Source organism: Rhodococcus sp. IEGM1428, from assembly GCF_050321865.1.
Classification (GTDB): Bacteria; Actinomycetota; Actinomycetes; order Mycobacteriales; family Mycobacteriaceae; genus Rhodococcoides.
On record NZ_JBNQFW010000008.1, the window covers coordinates 142,871 to 166,537 of the forward strand.

Below are 23,667 nucleotides of genomic sequence, written 5' to 3' on the forward strand. Positions count from 1 at the left end.
AACGAACCCAGCTAACCGTTTCGTCCGCCAGCCTGCGGCCTCTAAGGACAAGAGCAAGTAGGTTAGGGCGCCGCTACAGTCAGCCAGCGTTGTTGGCGTGCACCTACTCACTAAATGCGTTCTTTACACAAAGACTGTGACCAGGCCTGCCCTTGCTTGTAACTACTACTCGTCACCCGGCGATTGTTCCGTCAAGCATGGCCGACCGACTGTTCCTACAGTCCAATCTCGTTGACGGCGTTGCCGATCAGTGGCGCATGCTCGCGCCGGTACACCTCGACAGAGTCGAGGCTGGCGTGGCCGGTCTGCCGGGCGATGGCGGATCCATCGGCACCGTTGCGGGTGCCTTGAGTGACGAAGCCGGCGCGGAGCGAATGCCCGCCCAGCTTCGCGAGAGCGGTGGGGTCGAAGCCGGCGTGTTCGGCTCGGCGACGGACGGTCTGATGTATCGCGGCCCCGGACAACGCAGTTTCGCCGAGGTTACCGTTCTTAGAGACTGCCCGGAGCAGCGGTGACCGGGCGGCGGTGCGCGGCACTCCCCCACGGCACACGTGAGCGTCGAACGGTTCTCGCTTCCGGAGTAGGCGGATCACGGACGGACGGCCACCGGCGTCGAACGCAGCCACGACCTGCACCCAGCGGACGTAGGCGCACGGTGGGCAGGTCTCGTGGGAGTCTGTGTACGGCAGGGCCTTCGTTGCTCCCCTGCCCTCTTGGTCGGTCTTCGACTTCCGCAGCCGCACATGCAATCCGTCGTGCCGGTGCACGGTGATGTCGCCACACACGAGGTCGGAGAGTTCGCTGCGCCGGAATGCGCCAGCGAACCCGAGGAGCAGAATTGCGGAGTCGCGACGTTCGAGGACCTCGTCGGCCCAGCCTCGGCAATCGGTCCCGTGCCGTCTCGACGAGGAGTTTGATGTCCTCGACGAGCAACGGGTCTCGTGGGGTACGGGGGCGGTCCCCCGCCGCGGCATACTCACGCCGAATTCCGGACAGTGTCGCGGTGACGAGTTCGTGGGCTGACGGCGACAGATGCCCGGTGGTGCGGTGTCGGTGGTTGATCGCGGCGATCCAGGTACCGAAGGTGGCGACGGCGTACGCCCGCTCCCCTGTTTCGGTTCGGGTGTCGGCGGCGTCGACGAGGTAGGCGGCGACGGTGATGGGGTGTGCTGGAAGCGTCACGTGACCATTCGTCTCGCACCAGCTGGTGAAGCGTCGCCACGCCGCGGCGTAGGTCTTGCGGGTTCCCTCGGACCTGGAGGACTGCACGGCGGCCGCGATCCGCTTCGCGACGGCGGGTGGGATCTCCGGTTCGACCGCGATCGACCTGCCAGCGTCGGCAGTGCCCGCAATGTTGGTCACGGCAGGTGTTCGGCATGGGTGGAAGTCCATATCGGCAGCCTAGCGCAGGTCACCGACATGCCTGCAGAGCAAAACTGTGCTGAGCTGGCGGTTTGGCCTAGATGGTGCGGAAAATGCAATTTACATGGGTCTATTCCATGAAACTCTGGGTGACAACGAATGCGGTAAGAATGACCCTGCTGCTCAACTTGAAAAAGCCGCCGTAGTAGACCCCCAGTTTGATCTGGCCCGGGGCTGCACCAGGTGATCATGGCGGTCGTTGCCTCCCCCGGTGGGTACAACTACCGGCAGTTCCGCATCTGCATTTGGGGCCCTCGAACGGTGGGATTTCCTCGTGGTCGTGGGGCTGGCCGGTTACTCCGGTATTCCACCGACTCCTTGGCTGCGTTCGGGCGCAGTGTTTCCGGCCGTTCCTACGACCTAGACAGGAACAGCCGCGCGGTGCAGCTCTCGTGTCTTGGGGTCGGCCTGGCGCACGTCGCGCACCTTGTCAAATGGTGCCGAAGGCGCTTGTGCATACCCGCCAACCGTCAACTTTCCATACTCGACGCTGAACTCGCCGCAGGGAGTCAGTTGCAGCCAACGGGTCGCGCGACGTCCTATCGGTCATCATCGGGTGGGACGATCGTCCAACCTGTTGTGTTGGCGACAGTGCTAGTGATGATAGCTAGCAGTGCGAGCAACGCTAGAGGCGTAAACCCCGAGTATCATTTCGCACAGGTCGGGTTGAACAAAGCACCCAATCCGTACGGGATCACCGTGCACGGTCGCGATCATTTGGGCTGCGATGTTGCTGCCTGGCGCAGTCTGTCGTACTGATGTCGCCTCTGAATGCAGTCCGCCGACCAGAGGGTCCGGCGACATTCGGCTGACGCGCTGCGTGGAGCAAGGTGTTGCAAAACTCTGCAACGCCAGCTCTCTACGGGCCCTCTTGGGCTTCGGTATATGCGAGTGCTAGTCCATCTAGCATTGCTATTTGTCGTGGTCGGGGCCGTTGCATGCGATTTGCGGCTGCGTGCAGAACGGTCAGTTAACCGGGTTCGCTCCAGGCGTGTTCTATTGCGCCGAAATTGGTTAAGTACGAGTGCAAGGATAGCTAGCAGAGCTAGCACAGGACTCAGAGCGTGCGGAGCGATGAAAGTGCGCTAATGTAGCTGACGTAGCTAGCAAAGCAACGCGTGATAAGTGTGCTGTGCTAGTTGCAAGTGCTACACAAGCTTTGATAGCGAAGTAAGTGAGCGTTGCTGGTCTAGGTTGCGTGTCTTTCTTAGCTAGCGACACTTGGCTAGATATGCAAGGTACTGCAGCTCGGCGTGCAAACAGTGCGAGACAAGCGAAGCTAGCAACGCAAGTGAGCAGAGCGCTCGTCGCAAGCTTCGCTCCGCGTGTTAACGCAGCACACGAAGCAATTGGTTATAGCGTAGCGAGCCTGAAGGCTTGAAGGGCATAGGTCCAGGGCCTTGATCCTCGAACACAGAAAGGAACGCGAATCCCAGTGTCGACGTCGTCGAAGCAACCCAGGAAGTTCGCCATATGCAACCAGAAGGGTGGGGTTGGGAAGACAGCGACAACACTCGGACTGGCGAGTGCATTGGCAGACAAGGGCAAACACGTCCTTGTCATCGATATGGATCCTCAGGCCAACGCGACGACCGGTCTGGGAGTCGACGTTGAGGACGACATGCGAACTACCTTCGACCTGATGTCGGTCACTGGCGAGGGCGCGGCAGCGGATGCGGTAGTAGCAACCGAATGGGATCGGGTCGACCTGATCGCGGCGACTCAGAGCCTCGCCAATCTTGAGGCTGACGGCGCAAACGACCTGATCTTTCGGTTAGATATCGCGCTTGAGGGTGTCGATCTGTCGCCTTACAGTGCAGTCTTCATCGACTGCCCGCCGTCGCTTGGAAAGTTACTTTTCGCGGTCCTCTGCGCCTGCGACTCAGTCATTGCGGTCACCGAACCCACCATCGACAGCGTGCGAGCGATTACCAAGGTTGAGGAAACCATCACCAACGTCAAGCGGCGTGCGAACCCTCGTCTCGAACTTGAGAAGATTGTCTTGTCGAAGAAACGAAGGACCTCGGAGCATCAGTATCGCGAGGACGAGTTGCGTGCTGCATACGGCGAATTGGTTGCAAGAGCGGGGATCCCGGAGCTGGCGGCGCGCCAAGACGCTCATAGCAGCCACACCCCCATCCATTCTTACAAGGGAGGCCGAGCGATAGATCTGCAAGTCGCCTACGACGCCCTGCTAAAAGAACTGTCTATCGATCTTGTAGGAGAGCCTGCCGCATGAACGCACAACGCGAACCCGCCATCCGCCGCCACCCGGCTGCAGACCTCCCTTCGCGACCGGCCGTTTCACCCCGGCGCGTTGGGCACGAAGCACAGCAAGAATCAACCGGGTCGCCGAGCGTCGACGTTTCGACCAGTGCTGGCGGTATCGGACGGACAAACGAGCCCATTCTTCCGGCATCGAACGAACCTTCGGCTCCGCACAATGCGCGGCCGGCGGCAGGACCAGGCGCGGAAAAATTCACTGAGCAGCACAATGTGCGGATACGGAGTTCGACCAAGCTTCGTTTGAACAGAGCCGTCGACAGGCTGCGGTACGAGACAGGGGACCGATCAATCAGTATTGCTTCCTTGACCGACGCAGCGCTCTGTGAGTACCTCGACAAGCGGGGCATCTAGACCGCTGAATGAGAGGATGCCCGCTTGCTGTGCTAGCTAGCGTTGCTAGCACAGCCCTTTTGGCCACCCATCACCATTCAGTCGTGTACATGTGCGCGATGGCAGACCTGCGGCGGGGCCGAGACTTCAGGCACCCCAACGAGGCGCGCTCGCACTCGCGAGGGCGTCGCAATCGCTAAAGAGCAGGGCCGAATGACCGGCCGCAAGCCCAAACTCACTGCACTGCAACACGAACGCCTTCTCAAGGACTACGAATCCGGCGAATTCGGTGCCGTGAAACTCATGGAGCTGTACGGGTTGAGCCGATCGGCCGTCTACGCCGCACTCATCCGGGCCCGCGAGCAGCGTGACGCCATTCCCTCCCGCACCGCGACGACCAGGAGCCGACTCCCGATGATCACCGCCCCCGCCGATCGCTACGCCACCGACTCGCTCGAAAAAGCCCAGTTCGCCCGCACCTATAACGAACTCGGCGAACCCTGGCCCGCATGGTCAACAGGCCAACACCTCACGGTAGCTGTCCTGCTCCAGGACATGAGAAAGCTTGCTGACCTTGACTACACGGAAGTCGATGCACTGGAACGACTTCGGTACGACATCGAGCTACCAGACCTGAACGCAGCGGCGCAGCGGTTCGCGGATCTCCGCGACCGCTTGTGAGCACATCAAGTACCCCATCCGGCCACAAAAGGCCCCGGCAGTGCTGGAACACCGCCGGGGCCGGTCGATCACAGAACGGACCTGCGATCAATGCACAACGCTAATACTCACCCTGATCAGAACACCACCGAGGACACCCGGGAGATCCACCCTGCTGTCATCAGCTGGGCGCTCGTCATCGGATTGATCGTCGCCTTCGCGGTTACCGCGTCCAGTTTCAAGCTGAGCTTCACCACCCTTCTCGACCTGGGGTCCATGGCCGGGCTGCGCGATTCCGCGTGGGTCATACCGGTCGTGCTCGACGGACCGATCCTGGCGGCCAGCATCTTCCGTATCGCGTTGTCCCAGCACACAGACCGCGCCACCGTTCGCGGCCGCCGATTCATCATCGCCGTCTTTGCCCTCGCTGGAGTGGCCAGCATGGCAGGAAACGCTTACCACGCCGTCCTCACCGTCACCGACCTGAATGCGGCCGTTGCCGCCATGATGGGTGCCCTCGCTCCGCTGATGGTGATGACCATGGGCGAGATGATGTCCGTCGCTATCAGTGCTCCGCGTCGACGCATCATCATTGCGGCACCGGTTGCAGGCGATGATGCTTCGACCGGGCCGGCCTCCATTGCCGACGCACCGGATCCCGCCGTCGAGCACCCTGCATCGCGGCCTTTCGAGGCAGTGGGAGTGGAGGAAGACTTGGACAACGGCCTGCTCAAGCCCGCCGTGTGGACCAGTGTCCATCTCTACCTCGCAAACCCCGACTGGTCATTCAGTGATATCGCACGCCATCTCGAGCTCCACACCTCGACTGTCTCGCGGCACATCAAGACCTGGACACAGGTCCAGCAGAACATCGCCGCGGAACGCAGCACCGCAGCCCCCACCGTCGCAGCTGACCAGGCGCACAGCGCCACCACCGACGTCGATGGCGACCACAGCGCCGACGACGCCATCGAAGCGAGTTCGGGATACGACGCGGACGACTACGACTCGATAGCTGCCGGTCGTGACTACGCGGGCGCGACGTGGTGACCGAAGAGCGCTCCGCCAGAACAAGTGCCGACGTACTGAACTGAACGGCAACAGAATTCACGCCTGACTCGGTGATCACGAGCATCGCGATCCCTGCCCACATGCGGGCGGCGTCTGTAAGTGTCGCGTTGGATTGTGTGACCCGCTGCGGGAGTGAGACATCGTCATGTCGTGCGCGTCCGTCGATGGTTCACGACTCGATGCGATGTACCGCCCGTGCGTCCTATAGTGCGGACATGACGCGAGAACTGCCCGACGGGCAATCATTGTTGATCCGCACAGACTTCTCCGACGACGCCCGATGGAGTGACACTGTCGAGGCGGCGACGCAGCCGACAGATGAGGGGTTTCTCGCCGGTTTGACCGTGGTCGACGACGCGGAGTTCGACCGACTCACGCTCGGCGAGTTGGCCGTGATCATCGGGTCCCCGCCGCCGTACTACGTGTTTCTCGCCGACGCTGCGACGATCACCGATCCGGAACACGCGATCCTTGCCGTGGACACCGCAGACGGTTCGTCGGGCTACCCGAGTTTCCGGGTGCATCCGTCGCAGATGGCGTCGGTGGAGAACAACCTGTCGTTGGCGAACATGGACTTCGAGGACTTCTCGTCGGCGGCCGGTGCGGATGGGGTGTTTCGCGGATTCGAGCCACCGGCTACGACACGCACTCCGTCCACGGCAGCACTGCTCGACGCCATCGAGCAGTCCTCGCTGTCGCCGGAGGCGATCGAGGTGTACCGCGCCTCGCTGGAGCAGTGGCCTCGACCGGAGGTGGACGGGAACTACATCCCGAACGTCGCAGTGGGTCAGGCCGAGTTGCTCGGTCAGCAGCAACGCAACGAGTACCGGTACAACTCGTGGGTGATCGGACTGGGCGAGTCGATCGCGGCTCTCGCCGGTGGCGGCGCAGCCATCGGATTCGCGATCCCCGCCGCGAGTATTCGCGATCGCGTCGGTGGTTACTGCAGCGCGTGGGTAGACCCTGTTTCCCTGGCACCGGTCGCGGTTTTGGCGATGGGGCATCCACCCCGGCGGACGCCCACCTGAGCGAGGCGGTCACTCTCAAAGTGCTTGGGCGGCACCACCGCCCCGGCAACGCCGGTCTTGGTGACTGCTGGTCGCTATCACCGAACACTATTCGGGGCGAGCACACCGTAGGTCGAGGATCGGATTACGTGCTCGGGGACTAACCCTCGTCGTATGTACCGACGCGACTGGGTCGACCCAACGCACAACGATCTTCAGCAGGGTGTTCGGTGGTGCTTCCTTCCACGGCGCTAAGGACACCGTGTGCGTGCTGCCCTCAGGGCCAGGCACCACACCACCCGACTGTTCTAGAAGGGTGCGCCAAGCGGCGAGCGTCCTGACTCCTATCTCTTCGCGCGCCTGTTCAGCGCTGAGCTCTTCAACAATCAGTTGGCCAATGTCGCTCACGCCGGCAACCTCCTCTCGTGGTGTAGAGCCTGAGGGTAGTACGCCAACGCACGCCCTGCCCGGCGGCGACCGGATCGAAATTCCGGACCTGTCGTGGAGATGCGGTCACAGCCGGGTAAGTGGGCTGCGGGGTGGAAGCAGCCCTGGAAGTGAACGTGACAAAAACGAACGTTTGTGACACCCGTGTCAGGAGTGCGTTTGGTGGCGCGCCTCCTCCTCGGGGTTCAGCGCCCCGTAACGAAAGTGATGAAGTCGTAATGATTGGAACCCGACCGTACGGTACATATTAACTACTGTTGGTCAATGCTTTACTTTCTGGAGAGTGCCGCCACGACCGGTCGTGGCAAGTGGGCGCGTGGTGCGCGACAGACCAGTCACCACTGCGGTCGATTCCACGCGATGCGCCAAGTTCAATCTATGTCCTATATGCCAAGACTCCGGGGTGGTGATGAAGGATGAACATCGACGTACACCACCTGATCCTGGGGGAGTTCCTTGCTGCTAGCTACGACGTGCACGGTGGATACAGCCCCGTCATTGCCGTTGGTGGGTTGGCTACCTTGGCCAACATCGAAGCAGGTCTAAAGCTTTCACCAGCGGAAATCGCTTGCTGCTGGGAATACATTCGTCGATCCGACGTCCCCGACGGATCGAGCGAGTGTCGTTTCAATGGGACAGCATGCACGTTTCGTCTCGATACAAAGAGCATCTCATCGAACGGAGCTAGAGTGGGCCGGATCGCCCGTGTGGAGCGTGTAAGAACTGGCGGCGGTCTAGATCCGGCGGTGGCCGACAGTGATGACCCCAGAGCGCCGGTTGAACACTCCCTTGATCTAGCCATCCGAAATCAGATAGTCAAGGTTCTCGACTTCGCCAACGGAAACAGAGTCAAAACCGCTAGCCTACTCGGTATTTCGCGCTCAGCGCTCTACCGCAAGCTAACGGTCTATGGCCTCGAGTGGAGGTGACGAACCGGCCTTGAAATGCACGCGCTTGTCAAGAACCGGATTTAGATCCATCGATGGTGGCCACGATGGCCCGTAACACTTCCGCTTCGGCGGAAAGTGCGGCTTCGCCGGCCGGTGTCAGTTGAATCCAGGACCGAGAACGCTTGCCCAACGACGTTTTTCGGACGGAGACGTAGCCGTGCCTGGCAAGCAACTCAAGATGGCGTCCCAGATTTCCATCGGTCAATCCCAAGGTGGCGCGCAAGTATGAGAACTCTACGTCTATGCCGCCGCTGAGAATTGCCATAACCGCCAGGCGAACTCGCTGATGGACGGCGTCGTCAAGGCTGGTAAAGGGATGGGAGTCGGAGGAACTAGGCACCGCGCAACTCGTGGTTTTCGGCTACTCGAAGCCAAGCAGCTCCAGTTACTGCAACAACCGCGAGAATCAACACGGCCACAGCAGAAGAAGCAACGCTCGTTGGGGTCTCATCCAGACCAACGATTCGACGTATCGTTCCGCTGGACGTGATAAGTCCAACGATGATCGCGGTGAGTGCCGTCGCCCAGACAGGCCAGCTTCTTTCTCTCACCCCAATGATGAGGAATCCTGCACCCAGTAACGTCAATGCGCCAATGCTGTGGGACAACGGTAACAGGCCGAAGAATATGGAGAAGGCTGCAACCAAGGCGATCACGTAGTAGCCGACGCCGCGTCGCCGGACCCCGGCAGAGGTTGATTGTCGGTAGACAATGACCCACAAGACTAGGAAGACGACGGGAACCGTCAATACCTGAATCCACCCGCTGAACTGCGAGTGTGTCGCCAGAATCGACAATCCAATCACCAGAGCGCCAACGCCAAGCATCGTCAGGTTCGTCGACCCGACTCGGCGAGCCGCACGGGCTCGTCGTGCCATCGCCAATCCATCGGCAAGCGCGGCCGTGGAGTTACTGGGAGTTGCCATACAGCTCACTCTGCACTGCAGAGTGAGCTGCGGTCAAGTACTGAAGGGTCGGCACTGCGACCCTGTTCGGTCCGAAGCGGGGCGGGGCGTTTCATCCCCGAGACATGTTCCGGCAGGACGTATTCAGCTGCCTGGGTTGAGTACACCGCCTATAGATGGTGTCCCAAGGTGGGACACAAGTACCAGTAGCGGGTGCGAGATCCACGCTGATCATCAATCGTTATGACAGCACCACAAAGCTCAGAGAAAGACTCGTTCGAGCGCGGGCTCGCCGCGCTGACACGTCCTCGGGACACCCCACCAACTCGGAGGTTCATCAAAATGCGCAAGACAGTTGCAGTAGTCGCCATGGCTGCCGGCATCGGGTTGGTCGGCAGTCCTGCGATTGCGCAGGAAGCTGTGGCACCCGCGCCCGCCCCTCAGACGCAGTCCGAGACTCAGGGTGGACCTGATGTGCAACCGCTCGGAGTCACGTGTATTCAGAACTGCGCTGGAACCATTTCCGCCAACATTACGGGAAAGTTCAGCGCGCAATCGTTCACTTACAGCGTGGGCTTCAATAGCGTTCCAGGAGTAGGGAATGCACGAATGCAGGTCCGCATGCTCAATAACTTGGGCAATACGGTGGCGGAGGACAATCACTACTCCCCAGCTGGCTACCGGCACAGTGATCAACGCAATGTCGGGCGGTCGTATTTCTCGGCAGTATCAAGCGTATGCCACACATTGTGGGAGGGTGGCATACGACTCGGAACAGCTTGCACGATCGTGTAGCCCGTCCATCTTGGTCAACTATCTGTACTCCTGTGACTGCCGCAGGTCGGCGAAATGGACACCGCTGGCCTGTGGCAGTGGCACCATCTTTGCGCTGGTAGATCCTGTGGCTTGCGGCTCACCGCGGCGGCGCAGGCTGCAGGTGGCGGTGGATGGTCGGCCGTGTGACTCCAAAGTCGTCGGCACTAAAACGCATGTCCTGGTCAGTCTGCGGCGATGCAGGGTCGCGGGCCTTGCTTCGGACGACACCGGCCGCGGGAAGCTACAGATGGGCGGCCAAAAGCGCTATCTGGTTTTCTTCGTCAAAGAGGTTGCCAGCGGTCCGGTTTTGACCCAATGATCAGACGTCGTCAGGACTGTGGTCAGTGCTGGTCAAGTGGCGTAAATAGCGTTCGGGATTGCTGAGAAAACTCCGGGTCAGCCGAACTGGCTGTGCGTCATCGTAGTCGGTGAGCGCGATAGCGCCATCGTCGGAGATCTCGTAGATCTCGGCACCTGGTAGCGCAAGCAGGATCGGTGAGTGGGTGGCGATCACGACCTGGCATCGGAGCGCGACAAGGTCGGCCAGTCGTGTGAGCACGGCCAGGCATGCTTGGGGGGACAGTGCCGCTTCGGGTTCATCCAGTAGATACAGACCGTTGGGGTGGAATCGGTGCATCATCAGATCGATGAACGACTCACCGTGGGACCGCTCGTGCGGAGAAGTCCCACCGAGGGCGGCGACCTGGTCCGGTCCGAGCTTCTCGGTTTCGGTGGCGACGTTGTAGTACGTCTCTGCACGTAGAAAGAACCGGCTACGCGGCTTCTCGGTGCCCCACACAACAGTGATGTGGTCGCTGAGAGAGGATTCGCTGGACCGTGTCGAGAATCGGTAGTTTTGGCTCCCGCCTTCAGGATTCATCCCCGCAGCGACTGCGACGGCCTCGAGGAGTGTGGATTTTCCGCTTCCGTTCTCACCGACCAAGAAGGTGACACCTCCGTGCAACGGAAGTCCCCCCGCTCGGCGGAGATAGCTGATCGCCGGAAGAGAAAACGGATAAGTCTCGGTAGTTGAGTGTGAGTCGACTCGAATGTGGCGCACAAACCGCGCAGCAGCCGGTTCGCCGCTCCCGCGGAAGATCGAAGAAGGGTGGCTCATCGTCTCGCGCGGGATATACGGCACGACCCCATGTTGAGTGGGGGGCCTTCGGCAGTCATAGTGCCGTTCTCGACCAAGGTGATCAGCCTGCGATGCAGCACGTGGTCCGCCACTGGGAACTGCTGCGAACCCATGGTGTCGGCAATGACGCGTGCCATGGGAGTCGGTGCGGTAGGGGAGGTGTGCTCGATCAGTGCTCTGTCGAAGTAGTCCGCGGACACCGACAGCAGTCCATCGTCGGTGAGCACCCGCAATGGCGCGTTATCGGCCTGCAGTTTGCTCCATCGTTCGACCATTTCCTCGACGTCGTGTCGGCTTACTGGTTGCTCGGTACCGAACAACGATCGCAGTCCAGAGGGATGCGACGCCGCAACCGATTCGGCGGCAGAGCTTCCGGCGCTACCGTGGCTAGGGCGATCGCTGCTCCCGTCGCCACGAACGTCGGAGACGTCTATGGCGGACCAGGGGAAATCAGTAGCGAGGGAGGCGAAGTGCAGCTGAAAGATCACCTCCTGTGCTGAGGTCCGGCTGACCCACAGGATCGGCCGGGCCTCAGCGTTGGCCGAGAGCGTATTCCGCAGGTCATCGGCCGGAAGCCATCCGGTGTGATTTGAGTGCTCATCGTGTACATCGACATAGCTGACCATCCACCGAAATTGATTCCTGTGCAACGCTACTGAGTCGATCGGGCCGTGACTCAGATCGTCGTCGTTGATCAGGACCGCACCTTCGATCCTTGCATCGGACAGTGCGGCGCGTATCGCTACGCCCGCCGAATAGCTGGGCGCGATGTGCTGTGCTGTCATACCTACTGTCTTATCCGACAGCACAGGCAATGTCGAGTTCTCAAGAGGGGTCGTCAGCCAATGGGTCTCGGTAAAGGTCGTGGTCAACTCGGCGGACACGGACGGGGCGAGGACTTCACCGCACATGACAGCAGAAACCGGCCTGAAATCTTCGGGGACGACACCTGCCTGGGATTCGACTTGCGGCACCAGCTCATCAGGGAGCGCCAGCCCGAGAAACACTGCCTGATAAGGCATTCGACAGACAGGCCCGTCGACGATCTCAGCGCTCTCACGCACCGGAGCAGGCCCGCGCGCCAACGAGCACGCACTTATCGCCATCACTGCGAAAACCATGAACACAAGCATCGTGCGCCGATGTACCGACCCGGTGCGCTGATCAACGACCTGTTCGGCAGCCGCTACGCATAGGCGATCGGCCTCCGAAGGAGCTGACAAGCCGGTCGCTGGTGAAGCATTCCATGGGCGAGTCGGCATCGTGAAACTCTACTGCGGCAATCACATACCGTTGTTGCTAGCGCTACTTCAGGTATCGGTACAGAGCGCCTACTCACCTGCAACCTCGCGTGCAGACCCGGCGTCCGGAACCGCAGGCCGCTCTGGAACCTGCATCGACGGCCGTACTCGATTCCGGCTATTACGAACGCGGAACACTCGCGCGCAGAAACGCTCACGATCTTCTCGGTGACTTCGAATCCTTACTCGACGATGTCGAAGCCCGTGCGGACAAAGTGTTGACAGAACTTCTGGCGTTCCTCGAATCAGACTTGCCGAACCCTGACACCAGCTCGCCCTCTTCGGAGCGATGCGCACCGATGACCGATGCGCGCACGCCGGCGGTGTAGGTCAGGATGTCGGCGAGAGCGCGGACGATCTCACCGACAACCCCCGCTATCGGCCCTTGCGCTGCCGCGACGCCAAGCGTTGCTGATATCCGCCGTTTCCCGCACAATTACCCGCGAGCTGCACGACCAGGAGGTGGCCACACCGCCAGCGTCGACGACTGATTCTGGTGTTCCGCCTCTCGGCCGTGCAGGCCACCTGCGGTGTCCACCGAACTGAGCTCCGCTGCGCCGAGTGCTACTACCGCGCCGATGCCCGATCACATGATTGGGGCCCGTGTTCCGGTGGGTGCCGAAGGGTTCCGCCGGATGCTCTAGTCGTGGCCGCTGTCACTCCTTCGTGCCAGCTGCCTCATTGGATGTGGTCTTGAGTGTTGTTGCGCGCGTCATTATTTTAGTGATGAGCCATAAGATGAGGCCCGCCAAAAGTAGTCCGCCGGCGACGAGGTATTGCTGTTGTTGTGAATCGCTGCGAGCCCAGGGGCCGGCGAGCGAGACGCACGTCACCGCGCCTACGTAAGGCATAATCCTGGGTGCACGGAACGTTTTGCCGTCATATGGACGTCGACGGATGATGATGAGTGCAACGTGCACAAGAGCGAAGACGCATAACAGCAGCAGTGCGGTGGTCCCGCCCAATAAAGCGATTGCGTCGGCGTCGAAAAACTTGACGACGAACGTGATGAGTGCGAACGAGATCAAGGTGGTTCCAAGGATCGCTGTGCCGGGTGTTTGACGGTCACGGTGTACTGAGCCGAGCCATCGTGGAAGCACGCCCTGGCGTGAGAGGCCGTAAAGCAGTCGACTGGCCATCATCATATTTATCAGCGCGGAGTTGGCAACGGCAAACATGGCGATGAACGGGAATATATCTGCGAATGGCATACCTGGAGCGCCTTTGGCCATGACTTGAACCAAGGCAGAGCCGTTTGCGGGATTGGTCAACTCACCGACTGGGACAACGGCGACGGCACCGACTGCCACCAGAACGTAGATCACTCCGGTGACAGTAATGCCGGTCAGCATCGTTCGGGGAAAGTCGCGGACGGGATCTTTACATTCTTCTGCCATATTAACGGAATCCTCGAAACCGACCATGGCGAAAAAAGCAAGCGACGCTCCAGCCGTGATTGCGAGAAAAACGTTCTTGTCAGTGCTGGTCTCGAATAAGACAACGCGCCCCAAGTCGGCGTTGTCGCCAAAAATGGCCCACGCGCACACTAGGATCACAAGAAGAAGGCCGGAGAGTTCGACGGTCGTGAGAACAATATTTGCTTTCACGCTTTCGCTTACGCCTCGATGATTTACTACGGCTACTAAGGCCATGAATCCGAGCGCCACGAGCAGAATGCCGTTGCCGCCGGGTTGCAAGCCGAAATTGAATGCATCATTGACAAACCCTGCGAAAGCGTTGGCAGCGGTGGAGGCGGAGGTGATGCCTGAGCACATCACTGCGAAGGCCACCAAGAAAGTCAATATGTGCACACCGAACGCTTTGTGTACATACAGTGCAGCGCCCGCGGCCTGTGGGTAGCGTGTGACGAGTTCGAGATAGGAAAAAGCGGTGATCATCGCTACAATGGAAGCTATCAGGAACGGAACCCAGACCGCACCGCCGACCTCGCCTGCAACTGCACCAGTCAGCGCATAAACACCGGTTCCGAGTATGTCACCGACAATGAAGAACAGTAGTAGCTTCGGACCCATTACCCGTCGGAGTTCGGGTTGGGTGGAAGTAGTTTCGGTAGTTTTTCTCTGGTCTGTCATTGTGTCGGATTCGATTCTGATGTCGCCCGCACTGGCGTCACGGATGCGGCAACTTCGACCTCAACGGGCACATTTCGAGGGAGTGAGACCACCCCGACCGCTGTGCGAGTGTGCATTCCCGCTGCAGGTCCAAGGACATCGATGAGGAACGCAGACGCTGCATCGGCTACTGCGGGTTGACCGAAGAATCCCTCACCGCTGGCGACAAATACGGTCAGTTTGATGAACCCTTTGATGCGGTCGAGATCGCCGATCTCGGCATAAATCGCAGCCAAGGCGTTCAGAACGCATTGGCGCGCGCATTCTTGAGCGATCTCGAAGCTCACGACGGTGCCGACGGCCCCGAGGGCGATCGGGACTCCGTTGCGAACTGGTACCTGACCCGACGTTCGGACAATTCCGTCATGGAGCTGAGCGGGTGAAAACAGTTTCGACGGGCTGACGGGCTCGGGAAGCGTGATTCCAAGAGCTGCCAGCCGGGCCGATGCAACGTGGGGGACACTGCCTGGCACCGACACCTCTTGCCTTCGATGTCCATCTACCTGAAGTGTGTTCTGAGTCATAGATCGAACCTTAGGGATGTTCCTGTACGCGGCGGATCCCCCCAGGGGGAGGAGATCGCCGGTCAGGCTGTGCCCACCGAACGGATATCGAACGCCCTAGACAGTGTGTGCCATCGAGCGAGGTCAACACCGGTGTCGTTGACAATATTTATCCGGGCGACCGATCACCGCGAGCGAAACAAATCTCGTCGGCTATCTCGTTTGAGCTTACGTAGGATGCTCCTGACGTGCGTCTTCACCGTGGATATCTCGATAGACAGACGTATCGCGATATCAGGATTGGTCAGCCCCTCGGTCACTAGCTGCAGGATCTCGTCTTCACGCTCGGTCAACTTTTCCGACCCCTCGAACTGACGCGCTTGCGACCACGAAACGATGTCTTGGCTGAGCACAAGCGCCTGAACGCCAGCGGTGACTTGCTGCAGCGCACCAATGAAGGCCTCACCGGTGGCGGTCTTACTCACAAGTGCATCCGCACCAGCCAGAAGCGCTACTTGGATATCGACATGCCGAGTAAATGAGGTAAAGACGATCACTCGTGCCGGGCAGACAGTTTTGATCGCTCGGCACAGCTCGACGCCGCTGTGTGTGCCCCCGAGTCGCACCGGCAAGACCACAACGTCAGGGCGTAAGGTCTTCGCCAGCTCGAGTGCCTCAACCGCGGTGGAGGCCTCGCCCGCCACAACGAACTCATCGTGCTCGTCGGTGACCGCCCGGAGCCCGCGAAGAACAACAGGGTGATCTTCGACGAGCAAGACTGTCGTAATCGGAGACAATTCGTTCCCTTCGCGCGGTGAACCAGCGCCTTGGCTCTACCGACTTGTCGAAGATCCTCCCGGTAGGGGGACGCATAGTACGAGTCGCCATTTCTACCATGTTAAGCATGACCCCAACTCGTTTGCACGTCCTTCACCGCACTGGAATTTTGGTCATCGGCGCTGGTGTAGTCGGTGCCAGCATCGCCAGGGAGCTCGCTGTTCGCGGCGAAACCGTCACGATCATCGACGAGGCTTCCGGTATAGGCGGTGGATGCTCGTATGCAAACGCGTCCCTGCTCGCACCAAGCCACGTCGGTCCGCTGGCAACGATGAGCCTGCTACGCGAAGCGCCGCTACAAATGGTTCGACGTCCGCCAGCAGTGCGCATCAGTCCCTCACTCGATCTTCTGCCGTGGCTAGGCAAACTGACTTCGTCAGCGTTCCCGCGCAAGGTGGACATCGAGCACTACCTCAAACAACTCGCCACTGAAAGTGCGCAGCTCCATTGCGATCTAGCGGCCGAAGGGCTCAATCCGACGTTGAAGAAGACCGGGGCGGTCGATGTGTACATGCGCCGCCACCGACGAACAGCTGCTGGCTCGTTGCCGGCAGGCTCCCTCCGCGCCATCGAGCCGGGCTTGGGCCCAGCAGCGATCGGTGGGGTGCACCACACCGAAGAATGGGTAGTGGAGAGCCGCAGCTACGTCAAAGCCATGCTCGATGACGCTGCGAAACATGGTGCTACAGTGATGCACTCAACCAAAGCTGTTCGTTTGAACAAGCAAGACAACACGATCGTTAGCGTCGAGACGGATGCCGGCACCATCGAAGTGGACCGCGTAGTTCTAGCCGCTGGTGTAACTGCAGGACAACTTTCCCATCAGGTCGGTCTCCGACTCCCTCTACGCGGAGGCCGCGGATATGTGATCGACGTCGCCGCCCCCCGTGACCTGCTGTCCATGCCTGTGCGGCTGAAAGAGAACCGTGTCGTCGTAACTCCACTCGATGATCGGATACGAGTCTGTGGCTCAATCGAGTTCGGCGATGAGGGCCGTCGAGTAGACCTGCGCCGAGCCGACGCTCTGTTGGAACTCGCAGTGCAAGCAGTGCCTGGCCTCGCCGGTCGACCGGTTATCGATCGGTGGGCTGGCGAAAGACCGTGCAGCGCTGACGGCGTCCCTGCAATCGGAACCTCGACCGTTGTTGCAAATCTGTCGGTCGCGGTGGGTCACGGCATGTGGGGCCTGATATTGGCCCCCGTTACAGCGCGCATCATTGCAAATCAAATTTCCGCTGAGCAAGTCGAGAACGAGACGGCGAATCTGCACTTGCTCGATCCGGACCGCTTCACGAAGAATGGAGAGACAATTCGCGTAGCCGTATGAGGTGCGTCGGTTCGGTCCGTCATCGCGCGGGGCATGAGGTGCCTGAACCGTTCATCCCGCATAACCACGACGCTCGCCGTTGTGTCCACCAGCGGTGAAGAAGTGGCAGTGTAATCGACTCCAGGTGTACGAGACGCGGCAGTTCAAGATCGAAACACTCTGCAAGAAAACAGGATTGAAACGACCCGCCCTCTACAACAACCTCACCCTCGATGGGAAGAGCGAGACGCCCCGGCAGTAGCGAAGCTCGCCGTGACTCCGACCTGAGTGATACCGAGAGGTTAATAGTGCGTGCAGTCCTCTTCTGAAGAAGTGCAGTCGTCTTCTGAAACTGACACCCAAAAACTCGCCCATGAGCGTCGAGTGTGTCAGAACTCAACCATATGAACCATCTTTACTCCGGAGTTTTGGCCGCCCCTGCTCAGCATTCCAGTTGCAAGACCCCGAGCTTGACTGAACGCAATCCGTCGAAGGTCAATCTGGCTCCTCGAAGGCCGCTTTCCTGCCCAGCCTGACGTTCACCGCGATCGTACTATTGATATTCCGCCGGGTGGTTGCGTTGCCGACTACATTCCTTTGTATTTCGCTCCACGTAGTCCGATGCTGTACTCGCTGAAAATGGGAAATGTTCCGACATTCCAAGGGGACACCCATGATTTTGTCTACATCGTTACCTCGACCGAAGTATCGCGTCCATGTCGCTGCATGAAGGCTCGCTTTCTCTGGACGCTCACACGTCCGATTGAAGGGATTCGACCGCCTGCAGCAAATGCAAAGCAGATGCAAAGGTTCTTCACAGGTAACAGCAGACCGCGCGGTATTGCAAGACCCAGCGATACCGGTACGAGAATCGAAAGTTGTTGCTTTGAATGCTATTTCGTCAAATAGTGGCCACTCCGACCGGTTTCTAAAACAACCCGTGATACATGCCGGTTTCAGTTGGCAGTGGCGGTGGATGGTCCCGTATAGCTGCTCACAACCTGACTAATCAGAGATGGTGTGCTCCCGCGACGCCGAGCGTGGACGGTCTTGATCGCTCCCGCACAGTCACCCGAAGTGCCCCACAGGTGGGAGGTGGACGTCTGTCGAGGTCGACGAGCGTCCGCGTATTTCGCCTGCCAGCGGTGCCGGCCACCCTGCGGGCGTCCACCCGAATGGAGCTCCGCTTCGCTCTGCACCGTAAATGAGAATCGTTCTTTCGGGCATCTGGCTGCCGGCGAGTCTGCGTCACCCGTGCCCGCCTTACCCACCCCTGACTCCGCTGCGCTCCGGCCCTTCGGGCGCCGAAAACTTTTCATAGACGCCTCCGGCTGAAAACTTCCCGGCCCAGGGGCAGGACGCCGTTCCCGTGCGCCGCCTACTCTCCCCACGCCAGATGACGTCGAAAGAACGTGGGGGAGGACGCAACACCGACCCGGCACGAGTTCCGAAGGGCAGCAACAGTTATGACCGAGACCACGAACACCGAGACCGTCACCTGCATCGCGGACGGCCCCGACTGCGCCGGTGACGTCGAATACCGGGACGCGCTGTCCGGAACCGGGGTAGCGCACCCGAGGTGTGACAAGCACTGGCAGGACCGCCTCGACCTCGAGGACGACCTTCGACGCCGCTACCCGGCCCACGCACCCGCCGACTTCGACCCCACCTACGCAGGGGAGCGGTGGGACGAGGACTACTGACTCGGCCCGCTCACCACCCCGATCCGACCGACCAGACCGAGGAGTACAAGCCATGACCGCCAACGACATCGACGACTACTGGACCATCTACGACAAGGCCCTCGACGCAGCTGCAGAATGCCGGAGCGTCGAATCGCTGGTCGACACCCTGAACCGCTACTACCCGCCCTCGTCCGGAGTGGCGTTCTTCCCCAACGGGGCCGACCGAGACCTACTCGGCACCCTCGCCGACGCCGGACACTTCGATACCGTCTGGGTCCACGCGGACTACCACTTCGCGCTCCGTGACGGCCGCGGAGACGGATTCACCTACATCGAAGGCGACATCGTCCGCGGAACCTCACGACTGTGACCACCCGCCCCGCACCACCTGGAAGGAACGCCCCTGATGCCCGCTCAAGCATGGGTGACCCTGATCGTCGGCGTCCTCGCCGTCGTCGGCGTCGCCCTGACCGTCCGTCAACGCACCGTGGCTGACAAACGCGCCCAAGCCTGGCAACGGATCACCTGGTGCCTCGAACGCACCACCAGCGAGAACGAGGCCGAAGCAGCCCTGGGCTGGGACATCTACACACCGGTGACCGACTCACCGCTCATCACCCGAACCGAACGAGACGTCCTGCGCGCTGTCGCCACCCGGGCATTGTGGCGAGCACTGGCGTCACCGGCACAAACCGAGGACACTGACAACCAGAACGAGCAGGAGGACCCACGATGACCACCACCGAGAAGCGCACCACCGCAGGCCGACCACAGGTCGCACGGGCCGCAGCACGGGCATCGGTCGCGTTGTACGAACGTGACGGCCTCGAGGTACCCCAGTGGATCCGCGACGCCGCCGAAGGGCGCCCGACCACCCCACCGGCAGAACAGCCCTGACACAGGCACCAGCCGCAGACCGATAAGGCCCGCACCCGACAGGCGGATTCTAGGGGTCCTCGCAACACCTGATGGTCAGATGCCTGTCAGTAGATCACGTAAACGCTCGGCTGGAGTTTTCCAGCCGAGCGTTTTGCGTGGACGGGAGTTGAGGCGGTGGGCAACGTTCTCGAGGTCGGTGGCGCTGTACACGGACAGGTCCGTGCCTTTGGGGAAGTACTGGCGTAGCAAGCCGTTGGTGTTCTCGTTCGATCCGCGTTGCCATGGTGAGTGTGGATCGCAGAAGTACACCGGCACCCCGGTGGCGACGCTGAATTGCTTGTGCGCTGCCATCTCGCACCCTTGATCCCACGTCAGTGAACCGCGCAAATGCGTTGGGAGAGAACCGATCAGAGGAATCAGGACGTCCCGGACCTCCTCTGCAGTGTGCCCGCCGGGGAGGTGACCGAGAAGCAGGTACCGGGTAGAGCGCTCGACCAATGTCACGATCGCCGACTCCGATCGAGTACCGACGATCAGATCACCCTCCCAGTGCCCGGGCACGGAGCGGTCGGCGACTTCTGCCGGCCGCTCGGAGATCATCATCACCATCGCATCGACGAATCGTGAGGTGCGCTGCTCGGGTGAGCGATGCTGTACGCGGCGAGTACGTCCGGTGCGCAATGCGGCAGCGACTTCTCGGCGTAGTCCGCCGCGCGACTGCACGTAGATGGCCTGGTAGATCGTTTCGGTGCTCACACGCATCGCCTTGTCATCGGGGAAGTCGACAACTAGAGCGTGGCAGATCTGCTCGGGCGACCACTGCAGGGCGAGTTTGCCGGTGACGTAGGACCGGAGCGAACCCTGTGCCGCCAGCTTCGCCGGTTTCGGCCGTGCCCGCGAGATCGCCCACAACCGATGTGCCCGGTGCGGGTGGTATCCGTCGGCGATGCCGTGGTTGTCGATCTCGCGTTTGACGGTCGAGGCCGGCCGGCCGAGGCGGCGTCCGATCTCACGCAGAGAACACCCGGCTCGACGCAGGTCGGCGATCTGTTCACGCTCGGTCACGGTCAGATACCGGGGGTGCAATGTGGACTCGATGCGGGCCAGCGACGGCCTCTGAGCAGCGGTGACCAACGTTGTCATTCCGGTTTTGTAGTCGATACGTCGACCATCCGGGTGCAGGCGCGCACCACCGATCTTGCGGATGCCCCCGTCCCAGTCCTGTGCGGTCCGGAGGTGGACCCCGACCTCCCGAGCAGCCTCGCTCCGCGAGATTCCCGACGAGCGAAGTTCCTCGTATCGTCTCCGTCCCGAATGCTCGGCCCTGCCGCTCTTTCCGCGCCCTTGCACACCCGCCTGACGAACCCACCCGAAGGCAGTGTTCCGGTTCACCCCGACACGGCGTGCAGCCGCGCTGACATTCCCGTCCTCACGGTCCAACGCCTCGAAAAACCGCACCTTCAACCCAGTAAAAACCACGATCCCCGCAACTCCCTCAAATTGGGGGTGTTGCGGGGATCATTAGAACCCGCCCACCAAGGGGACGGGCCTTCGTCGTACCGCGCCCGTCGGCAACGATGCCGTCGACCGCCAAGAAGAAGCGGACACCCTGCGGGAGGCCACCGAGTCGAACTCCGCTGCGTTCCACCCTGCCGCCGCATAGTAAAGAGCGAACAGGAAAGCTCGTTCACGCCAGGTTCAGGGCCTTCAACTCGTTGCAGCACAACACAGTACTGTCAAACCTTGTCGAGTCTCCACAACGCCGGCTGCAGTTCCACAAGGCCGTCCGGCTGGTCTCCCAGCCAACGCTCGAGCTCGTCGGTCACGGCCAGCGGTTCGGCGACAATGTGGTTCTGCCCCTCGGCGTCGGGAGACTCACCGAATCCGAACAAGATGTCCGACCACGGGGAACTGTCGTCGATGAGCGCACGCATCGTTTCCCGCTGCGTATCCGCAGTCCATCGAGCCAGCGCGACGCATATGGAGTTCGCGTCATAGAGTCGGTGAAGCACTGCCGTTGCGGCGCTACGATCCGTTACCAGAAACACGAAAATGTAACTGCCATCGTCTATCTCGAAGGACCGCCTCGAAACCAGGACGCCCGAACTGCGCAACTGCTTCTCTTCGTCCGTCCACTCTTTTCGCCGATCCGGAAAGCCGATCCACCCACCGGAAGGCTGATCGCACGGCAGTGCCGGGCGGTCCTCAGAATCGCCCGACACCGGCGACCGATCGAGGAGCTCCACATCGCTCAGCTCTATTGCTCGACCCTGCCAGCGACCGCGAATCGCCACCCAAGGGCTCGCCGGATCCACCTGTGTCGCCAGGGCCTCCGCAGTCGAACCCGTCAACGGAATCGCCTTATCCGACACCCCCTCTGGCGGCTCGAAGCCCGCACCCATGAAATAGGGCTTGCCGTCGTCGATAGCAACAGCGCCGTGTCCCGCAATTTCGACGCCGTCACCGAAGAGCTGCCGGTCCAACATGACGATCTCCTCGTACCTCGGTCGATCAGTTCGCTACCCGGTCCGTTGTACCGTCGTCCGCATACAGAACGAAGTAGCCCGGACTTTCCTCACGGCAGAGGTGGTAGGGCGACCCACTCGCCTCACCAGCGTAGACGCATGCCCGAAGGGTGGAAAACGTCCCCATCTTCACGATGGACGCCGACGCTGAACCTGCACCCACTGATGCCGAGAGTGCACCTGCCATCACTATCCCGGTGACCACAGTCAAAATCTTCTTACGCATAGTCCTTGGTCCTCTCATTCCCGACTCCGCAGTCGGCTCAGTCCTATTCGTCGATGTACAAGTGCCACAGACCAGTCCGCTCCTCCCTGCAGGAGAACTTGTTGGTCGCCCCCTCATCCACGAGAGACAGACCTGCATCGTTACACGCGCCCGATGACGGATAGTAGGCATACGGCAGCATCACCGCGTTTGCGACACCAGCGCCGATGCCGAACATCGCAGCGATCGTCACAGCGATCGCAGCAACCATGCTTCGAACTCGAGTGAACATCGAAATACCTCCGGGTTGAACGCGTTTCGTGACACGGTCCCAGGTCGATCACCGATCCGGACAGCTGCTCGGCGGAGCGGGCTCGTGCTTCGGATGGAAAGTGAATCTGTTACTGATGCTAAGACAGTACCGGTCGGTCTGTCTAGGCCTTCGTAGAAGGAACGTTTACGAAACATTTGTCCATCGATGTCGCGCCACGGCAGCGCTGTCTCGATGTACGAACGACTTCCAGCGCTACCGCGACACCGAGCGTGGCTGGTTTCCGTCGCTCCCGCACAATCACCCGTCCATCTCCACGGCCGGGAGGTGGCCACGCCGCCGGCGTCGACGAGCGGTCCCACATTCCGCCTGCCGGCGGTGCCGGACACCTGCGGTGTCCCCCGAAATGAACTCCGCTTCGCTCCGCACTCACAAGAGCAAAGACGTTTTTTCACTCCGGTTCTGGCTACCGGCGAGCATCCATCACCCGTGCCCGCCGCCTCAACCCCTCGCTCCGCTGCGCTACGGCCAAGGCTCCGAACACTTTTCGTAGAGCAGTCGCTGCGCTCCCACGAAAACTGTCCGAGACGAGGGGTTGCCCCGTCGTCCCCGTGCGCTGACTTCTCTCCTCACGCCAGAAACGGCGAAAAAACGTGGCAGGGCAAAGGGCCAGGCCACCAGTTGAGGAAGGAAGTAGCGACATGCACGACACCATCACAGGACCGAGGACGGTGGGACTGCGCACGGCAATCATGGCTGCGATCGGTCAGGTACCGGCCCGGGTCAAGACCCACGCACTCGCGCAGGTCACCGCCTACACCGAGCAGGTCAACCGAGCTGCTGCGGACGCGAACTCGACGACCGTCGATGCGCACCTCGAGCGAGCCGCGTTCTGGGCGTGCACCGCACGTGAAAACGGAGCCAGTGAGGCCGAGATCCACGCCGCACGGCTCGAAGGCCACCACCAAGTAGCCACCGCTCAGCAGTAACC

The 23,667-nt window shown here is 60.8% G+C and carries 22 protein-coding genes and 1 pseudogene; 12 read left to right on the top strand and 11 right to left on the bottom strand.

Annotated features, from left to right (window positions below; genetic code table 11):
- Window positions 1–215: 215 nt before the first annotated feature.
- Window positions 216–1,392, bottom strand: a pseudogene (locus ACQR3T_RS26390) (site-specific integrase).
- A 1,465-nt stretch (window positions 1,393–2,857) separates the two neighbouring features.
- Here ACQR3T_RS26390 and ACQR3T_RS26395 point away from each other — a divergent pair.
- The 5 genes from ACQR3T_RS26395 (at window position 2,858) to ACQR3T_RS26415 (ending at window position 8,152) form a co-directional block, all read left to right on the top strand.
- On the top strand, window positions 2,858–3,661 hold the full coding sequence (locus ACQR3T_RS26395) for a ParA family protein (RefSeq protein ID WP_428695516.1): 804 nt from the start codon (window positions 2,858–2,860) through the stop codon (window positions 3,659–3,661).
- A 590-nt stretch (window positions 3,662–4,251) separates the two neighbouring features.
- Complete coding sequence (locus ACQR3T_RS26400) at window positions 4,252–4,719, top strand: hypothetical protein (protein ID WP_428695517.1); 468 nt, start codon at window positions 4,252–4,254, stop codon at window positions 4,717–4,719.
- A 90-nt stretch (window positions 4,720–4,809) separates the two neighbouring features.
- The gene (locus tag ACQR3T_RS26405; protein ID WP_428695518.1) at window positions 4,810–5,748 is read left to right on the top strand and encodes a DUF2637 domain-containing protein; all 939 of its coding nucleotides are present in this window, start codon (window positions 4,810–4,812) and stop codon (window positions 5,746–5,748) included.
- Between the two features lie 236 nt (window positions 5,749–5,984).
- Window positions 5,985–6,797 (top strand): DUF6924 domain-containing protein, encoded by an 813-nt coding sequence (locus ACQR3T_RS26410; RefSeq protein WP_428695519.1) that lies wholly within the window; start codon window positions 5,985–5,987, stop codon window positions 6,795–6,797.
- Window positions 6,798–7,639: 842 nt separating this feature from the next.
- A complete protein-coding gene (locus ACQR3T_RS26415) occupies window positions 7,640–8,152 on the top strand; it encodes a helix-turn-helix domain-containing protein (protein WP_428695520.1) in 513 nt (170 codons plus the stop codon).
- 28 nt (window positions 8,153–8,180) lie between these two features.
- Here the strand turns inward: ACQR3T_RS26415 and ACQR3T_RS26420 are convergent, their stop codons facing one another.
- From ACQR3T_RS26420 to ACQR3T_RS26450, 7 genes are all read right to left on the bottom strand, one after another.
- A complete protein-coding gene (locus ACQR3T_RS26420) occupies window positions 8,181–8,513 on the bottom strand; it encodes a transcriptional regulator (RefSeq protein ID WP_428695521.1) in 333 nt (110 codons plus the stop codon).
- Complete coding sequence (locus tag ACQR3T_RS26425; RefSeq protein WP_428695522.1) at window positions 8,506–9,099, bottom strand: hypothetical protein; 594 nt, start codon at window positions 9,097–9,099, stop codon at window positions 8,506–8,508. The genes ACQR3T_RS26420 and ACQR3T_RS26425 overlap by 8 nt, the downstream gene beginning before the upstream one ends.
- A gap of 1,114 nt (window positions 9,100–10,213) precedes the next feature.
- Window positions 10,214–11,011 carry an AAA family ATPase gene (locus tag ACQR3T_RS26430; RefSeq protein ID WP_428695541.1) on the bottom strand — a complete coding sequence of 266 codons (798 nt, stop codon included), beginning with the start codon at window positions 11,009–11,011 and terminating at the stop codon, window positions 10,214–10,216.
- Window positions 11,008–11,817 carry a DUF3658 domain-containing protein gene (locus ACQR3T_RS26435; RefSeq protein WP_428695523.1) on the bottom strand — a complete coding sequence of 270 codons (810 nt, stop codon included), beginning with the start codon at window positions 11,815–11,817 and terminating at the stop codon, window positions 11,008–11,010. Before ACQR3T_RS26435 ends, ACQR3T_RS26430 begins: the two co-directional genes overlap by 4 nt.
- A 1,172-nt stretch (window positions 11,818–12,989) precedes the next feature.
- Window positions 12,990–14,426, bottom strand: coding sequence for an APC family permease (locus ACQR3T_RS26440; RefSeq protein WP_428695524.1), 1,437 nt, complete (start codon window positions 14,424–14,426; stop codon window positions 12,990–12,992).
- Window positions 14,423–14,989, bottom strand: a complete 567-nt coding sequence (locus ACQR3T_RS26445; protein ID WP_428695525.1) for a RidA family protein — start codon at window positions 14,987–14,989, stop codon at window positions 14,423–14,425. The genes ACQR3T_RS26440 and ACQR3T_RS26445 overlap by 4 nt, the downstream gene beginning before the upstream one ends.
- A gap of 164 nt (window positions 14,990–15,153) precedes the next feature.
- Window positions 15,154–15,744, bottom strand: a complete 591-nt coding sequence (locus ACQR3T_RS26450) for a response regulator (RefSeq protein ID WP_428695526.1) — start codon at window positions 15,742–15,744, stop codon at window positions 15,154–15,156.
- A 128-nt stretch (window positions 15,745–15,872) separates the two neighbouring features.
- Here ACQR3T_RS26450 and ACQR3T_RS26455 point away from each other — a divergent pair, with 128 nt between their 5' ends.
- The 6 genes from ACQR3T_RS26455 to ACQR3T_RS26480 all read left to right on the top strand — a co-directional run bounded on the left by ACQR3T_RS26455 (window position 15,873) and on the right by ACQR3T_RS26480 (window position 19,693).
- Window positions 15,873–17,132, top strand: a complete 1,260-nt coding sequence (locus ACQR3T_RS26455) for an NAD(P)/FAD-dependent oxidoreductase (RefSeq protein ID WP_428695527.1) — start codon at window positions 15,873–15,875, stop codon at window positions 17,130–17,132.
- A gap of 534 nt (window positions 17,133–17,666) precedes the next feature.
- Window positions 17,667–18,020, top strand: a complete 354-nt coding sequence (locus ACQR3T_RS26460; protein WP_428695542.1) for a DarT ssDNA thymidine ADP-ribosyltransferase family protein — start codon at window positions 17,667–17,669, stop codon at window positions 18,018–18,020.
- Window positions 18,021–18,577: 557 nt separating this feature from the next.
- Window positions 18,578–18,814 carry a hypothetical protein gene (locus ACQR3T_RS26465; RefSeq protein ID WP_428695528.1) on the top strand — a complete coding sequence of 79 codons (237 nt, stop codon included), beginning with the start codon at window positions 18,578–18,580 and terminating at the stop codon, window positions 18,812–18,814.
- A gap of 52 nt (window positions 18,815–18,866) precedes the next feature.
- Window positions 18,867–19,166 (top strand): hypothetical protein, encoded by a 300-nt coding sequence (locus ACQR3T_RS26470; RefSeq protein WP_428695529.1) that lies wholly within the window; start codon window positions 18,867–18,869, stop codon window positions 19,164–19,166.
- A 36-nt stretch (window positions 19,167–19,202) separates the two neighbouring features.
- Complete coding sequence (locus ACQR3T_RS26475) at window positions 19,203–19,532, top strand: hypothetical protein (protein ID WP_032393544.1); 330 nt, start codon at window positions 19,203–19,205, stop codon at window positions 19,530–19,532.
- Window positions 19,529–19,693, top strand: coding sequence for a hypothetical protein (locus ACQR3T_RS26480; protein ID WP_155289013.1), 165 nt, complete (start codon window positions 19,529–19,531; stop codon window positions 19,691–19,693). The genes ACQR3T_RS26475 and ACQR3T_RS26480 overlap by 4 nt, the downstream gene beginning before the upstream one ends.
- A gap of 75 nt (window positions 19,694–19,768) precedes the next feature.
- Here ACQR3T_RS26480 and ACQR3T_RS26485 read toward each other — a convergent pair whose 3' ends face one another.
- The 3 genes from ACQR3T_RS26485 to ACQR3T_RS26495 all read right to left on the bottom strand — a co-directional run bounded on the left by ACQR3T_RS26485 (window position 19,769) and on the right by ACQR3T_RS26495 (window position 22,676).
- Window positions 19,769–20,950 (bottom strand): IS30 family transposase, encoded by a 1,182-nt coding sequence (locus tag ACQR3T_RS26485; protein ID WP_428695543.1) that lies wholly within the window; start codon window positions 20,948–20,950, stop codon window positions 19,769–19,771.
- Between the two features lie 461 nt (window positions 20,951–21,411).
- Window positions 21,412–22,161: a hypothetical protein gene (locus tag ACQR3T_RS26490; RefSeq protein WP_428695530.1), complete on the bottom strand. Its 750-nt coding sequence runs from the start codon at window positions 22,159–22,161 to the stop codon at window positions 21,412–21,414.
- A gap of 308 nt (window positions 22,162–22,469) precedes the next feature.
- On the bottom strand, window positions 22,470–22,676 hold the full coding sequence (locus ACQR3T_RS26495; RefSeq protein ID WP_428695531.1) for a hypothetical protein: 207 nt from the start codon (window positions 22,674–22,676) through the stop codon (window positions 22,470–22,472).
- A gap of 701 nt (window positions 22,677–23,377) precedes the next feature.
- Between ACQR3T_RS26495 and ACQR3T_RS26500 the strand changes: the two genes are divergently transcribed.
- Window positions 23,378–23,665 carry a hypothetical protein gene (locus tag ACQR3T_RS26500; RefSeq protein WP_428695532.1) on the top strand — a complete coding sequence of 96 codons (288 nt, stop codon included), beginning with the start codon at window positions 23,378–23,380 and terminating at the stop codon, window positions 23,663–23,665.
- Window positions 23,666–23,667 lie beyond the last annotated feature (2 nt).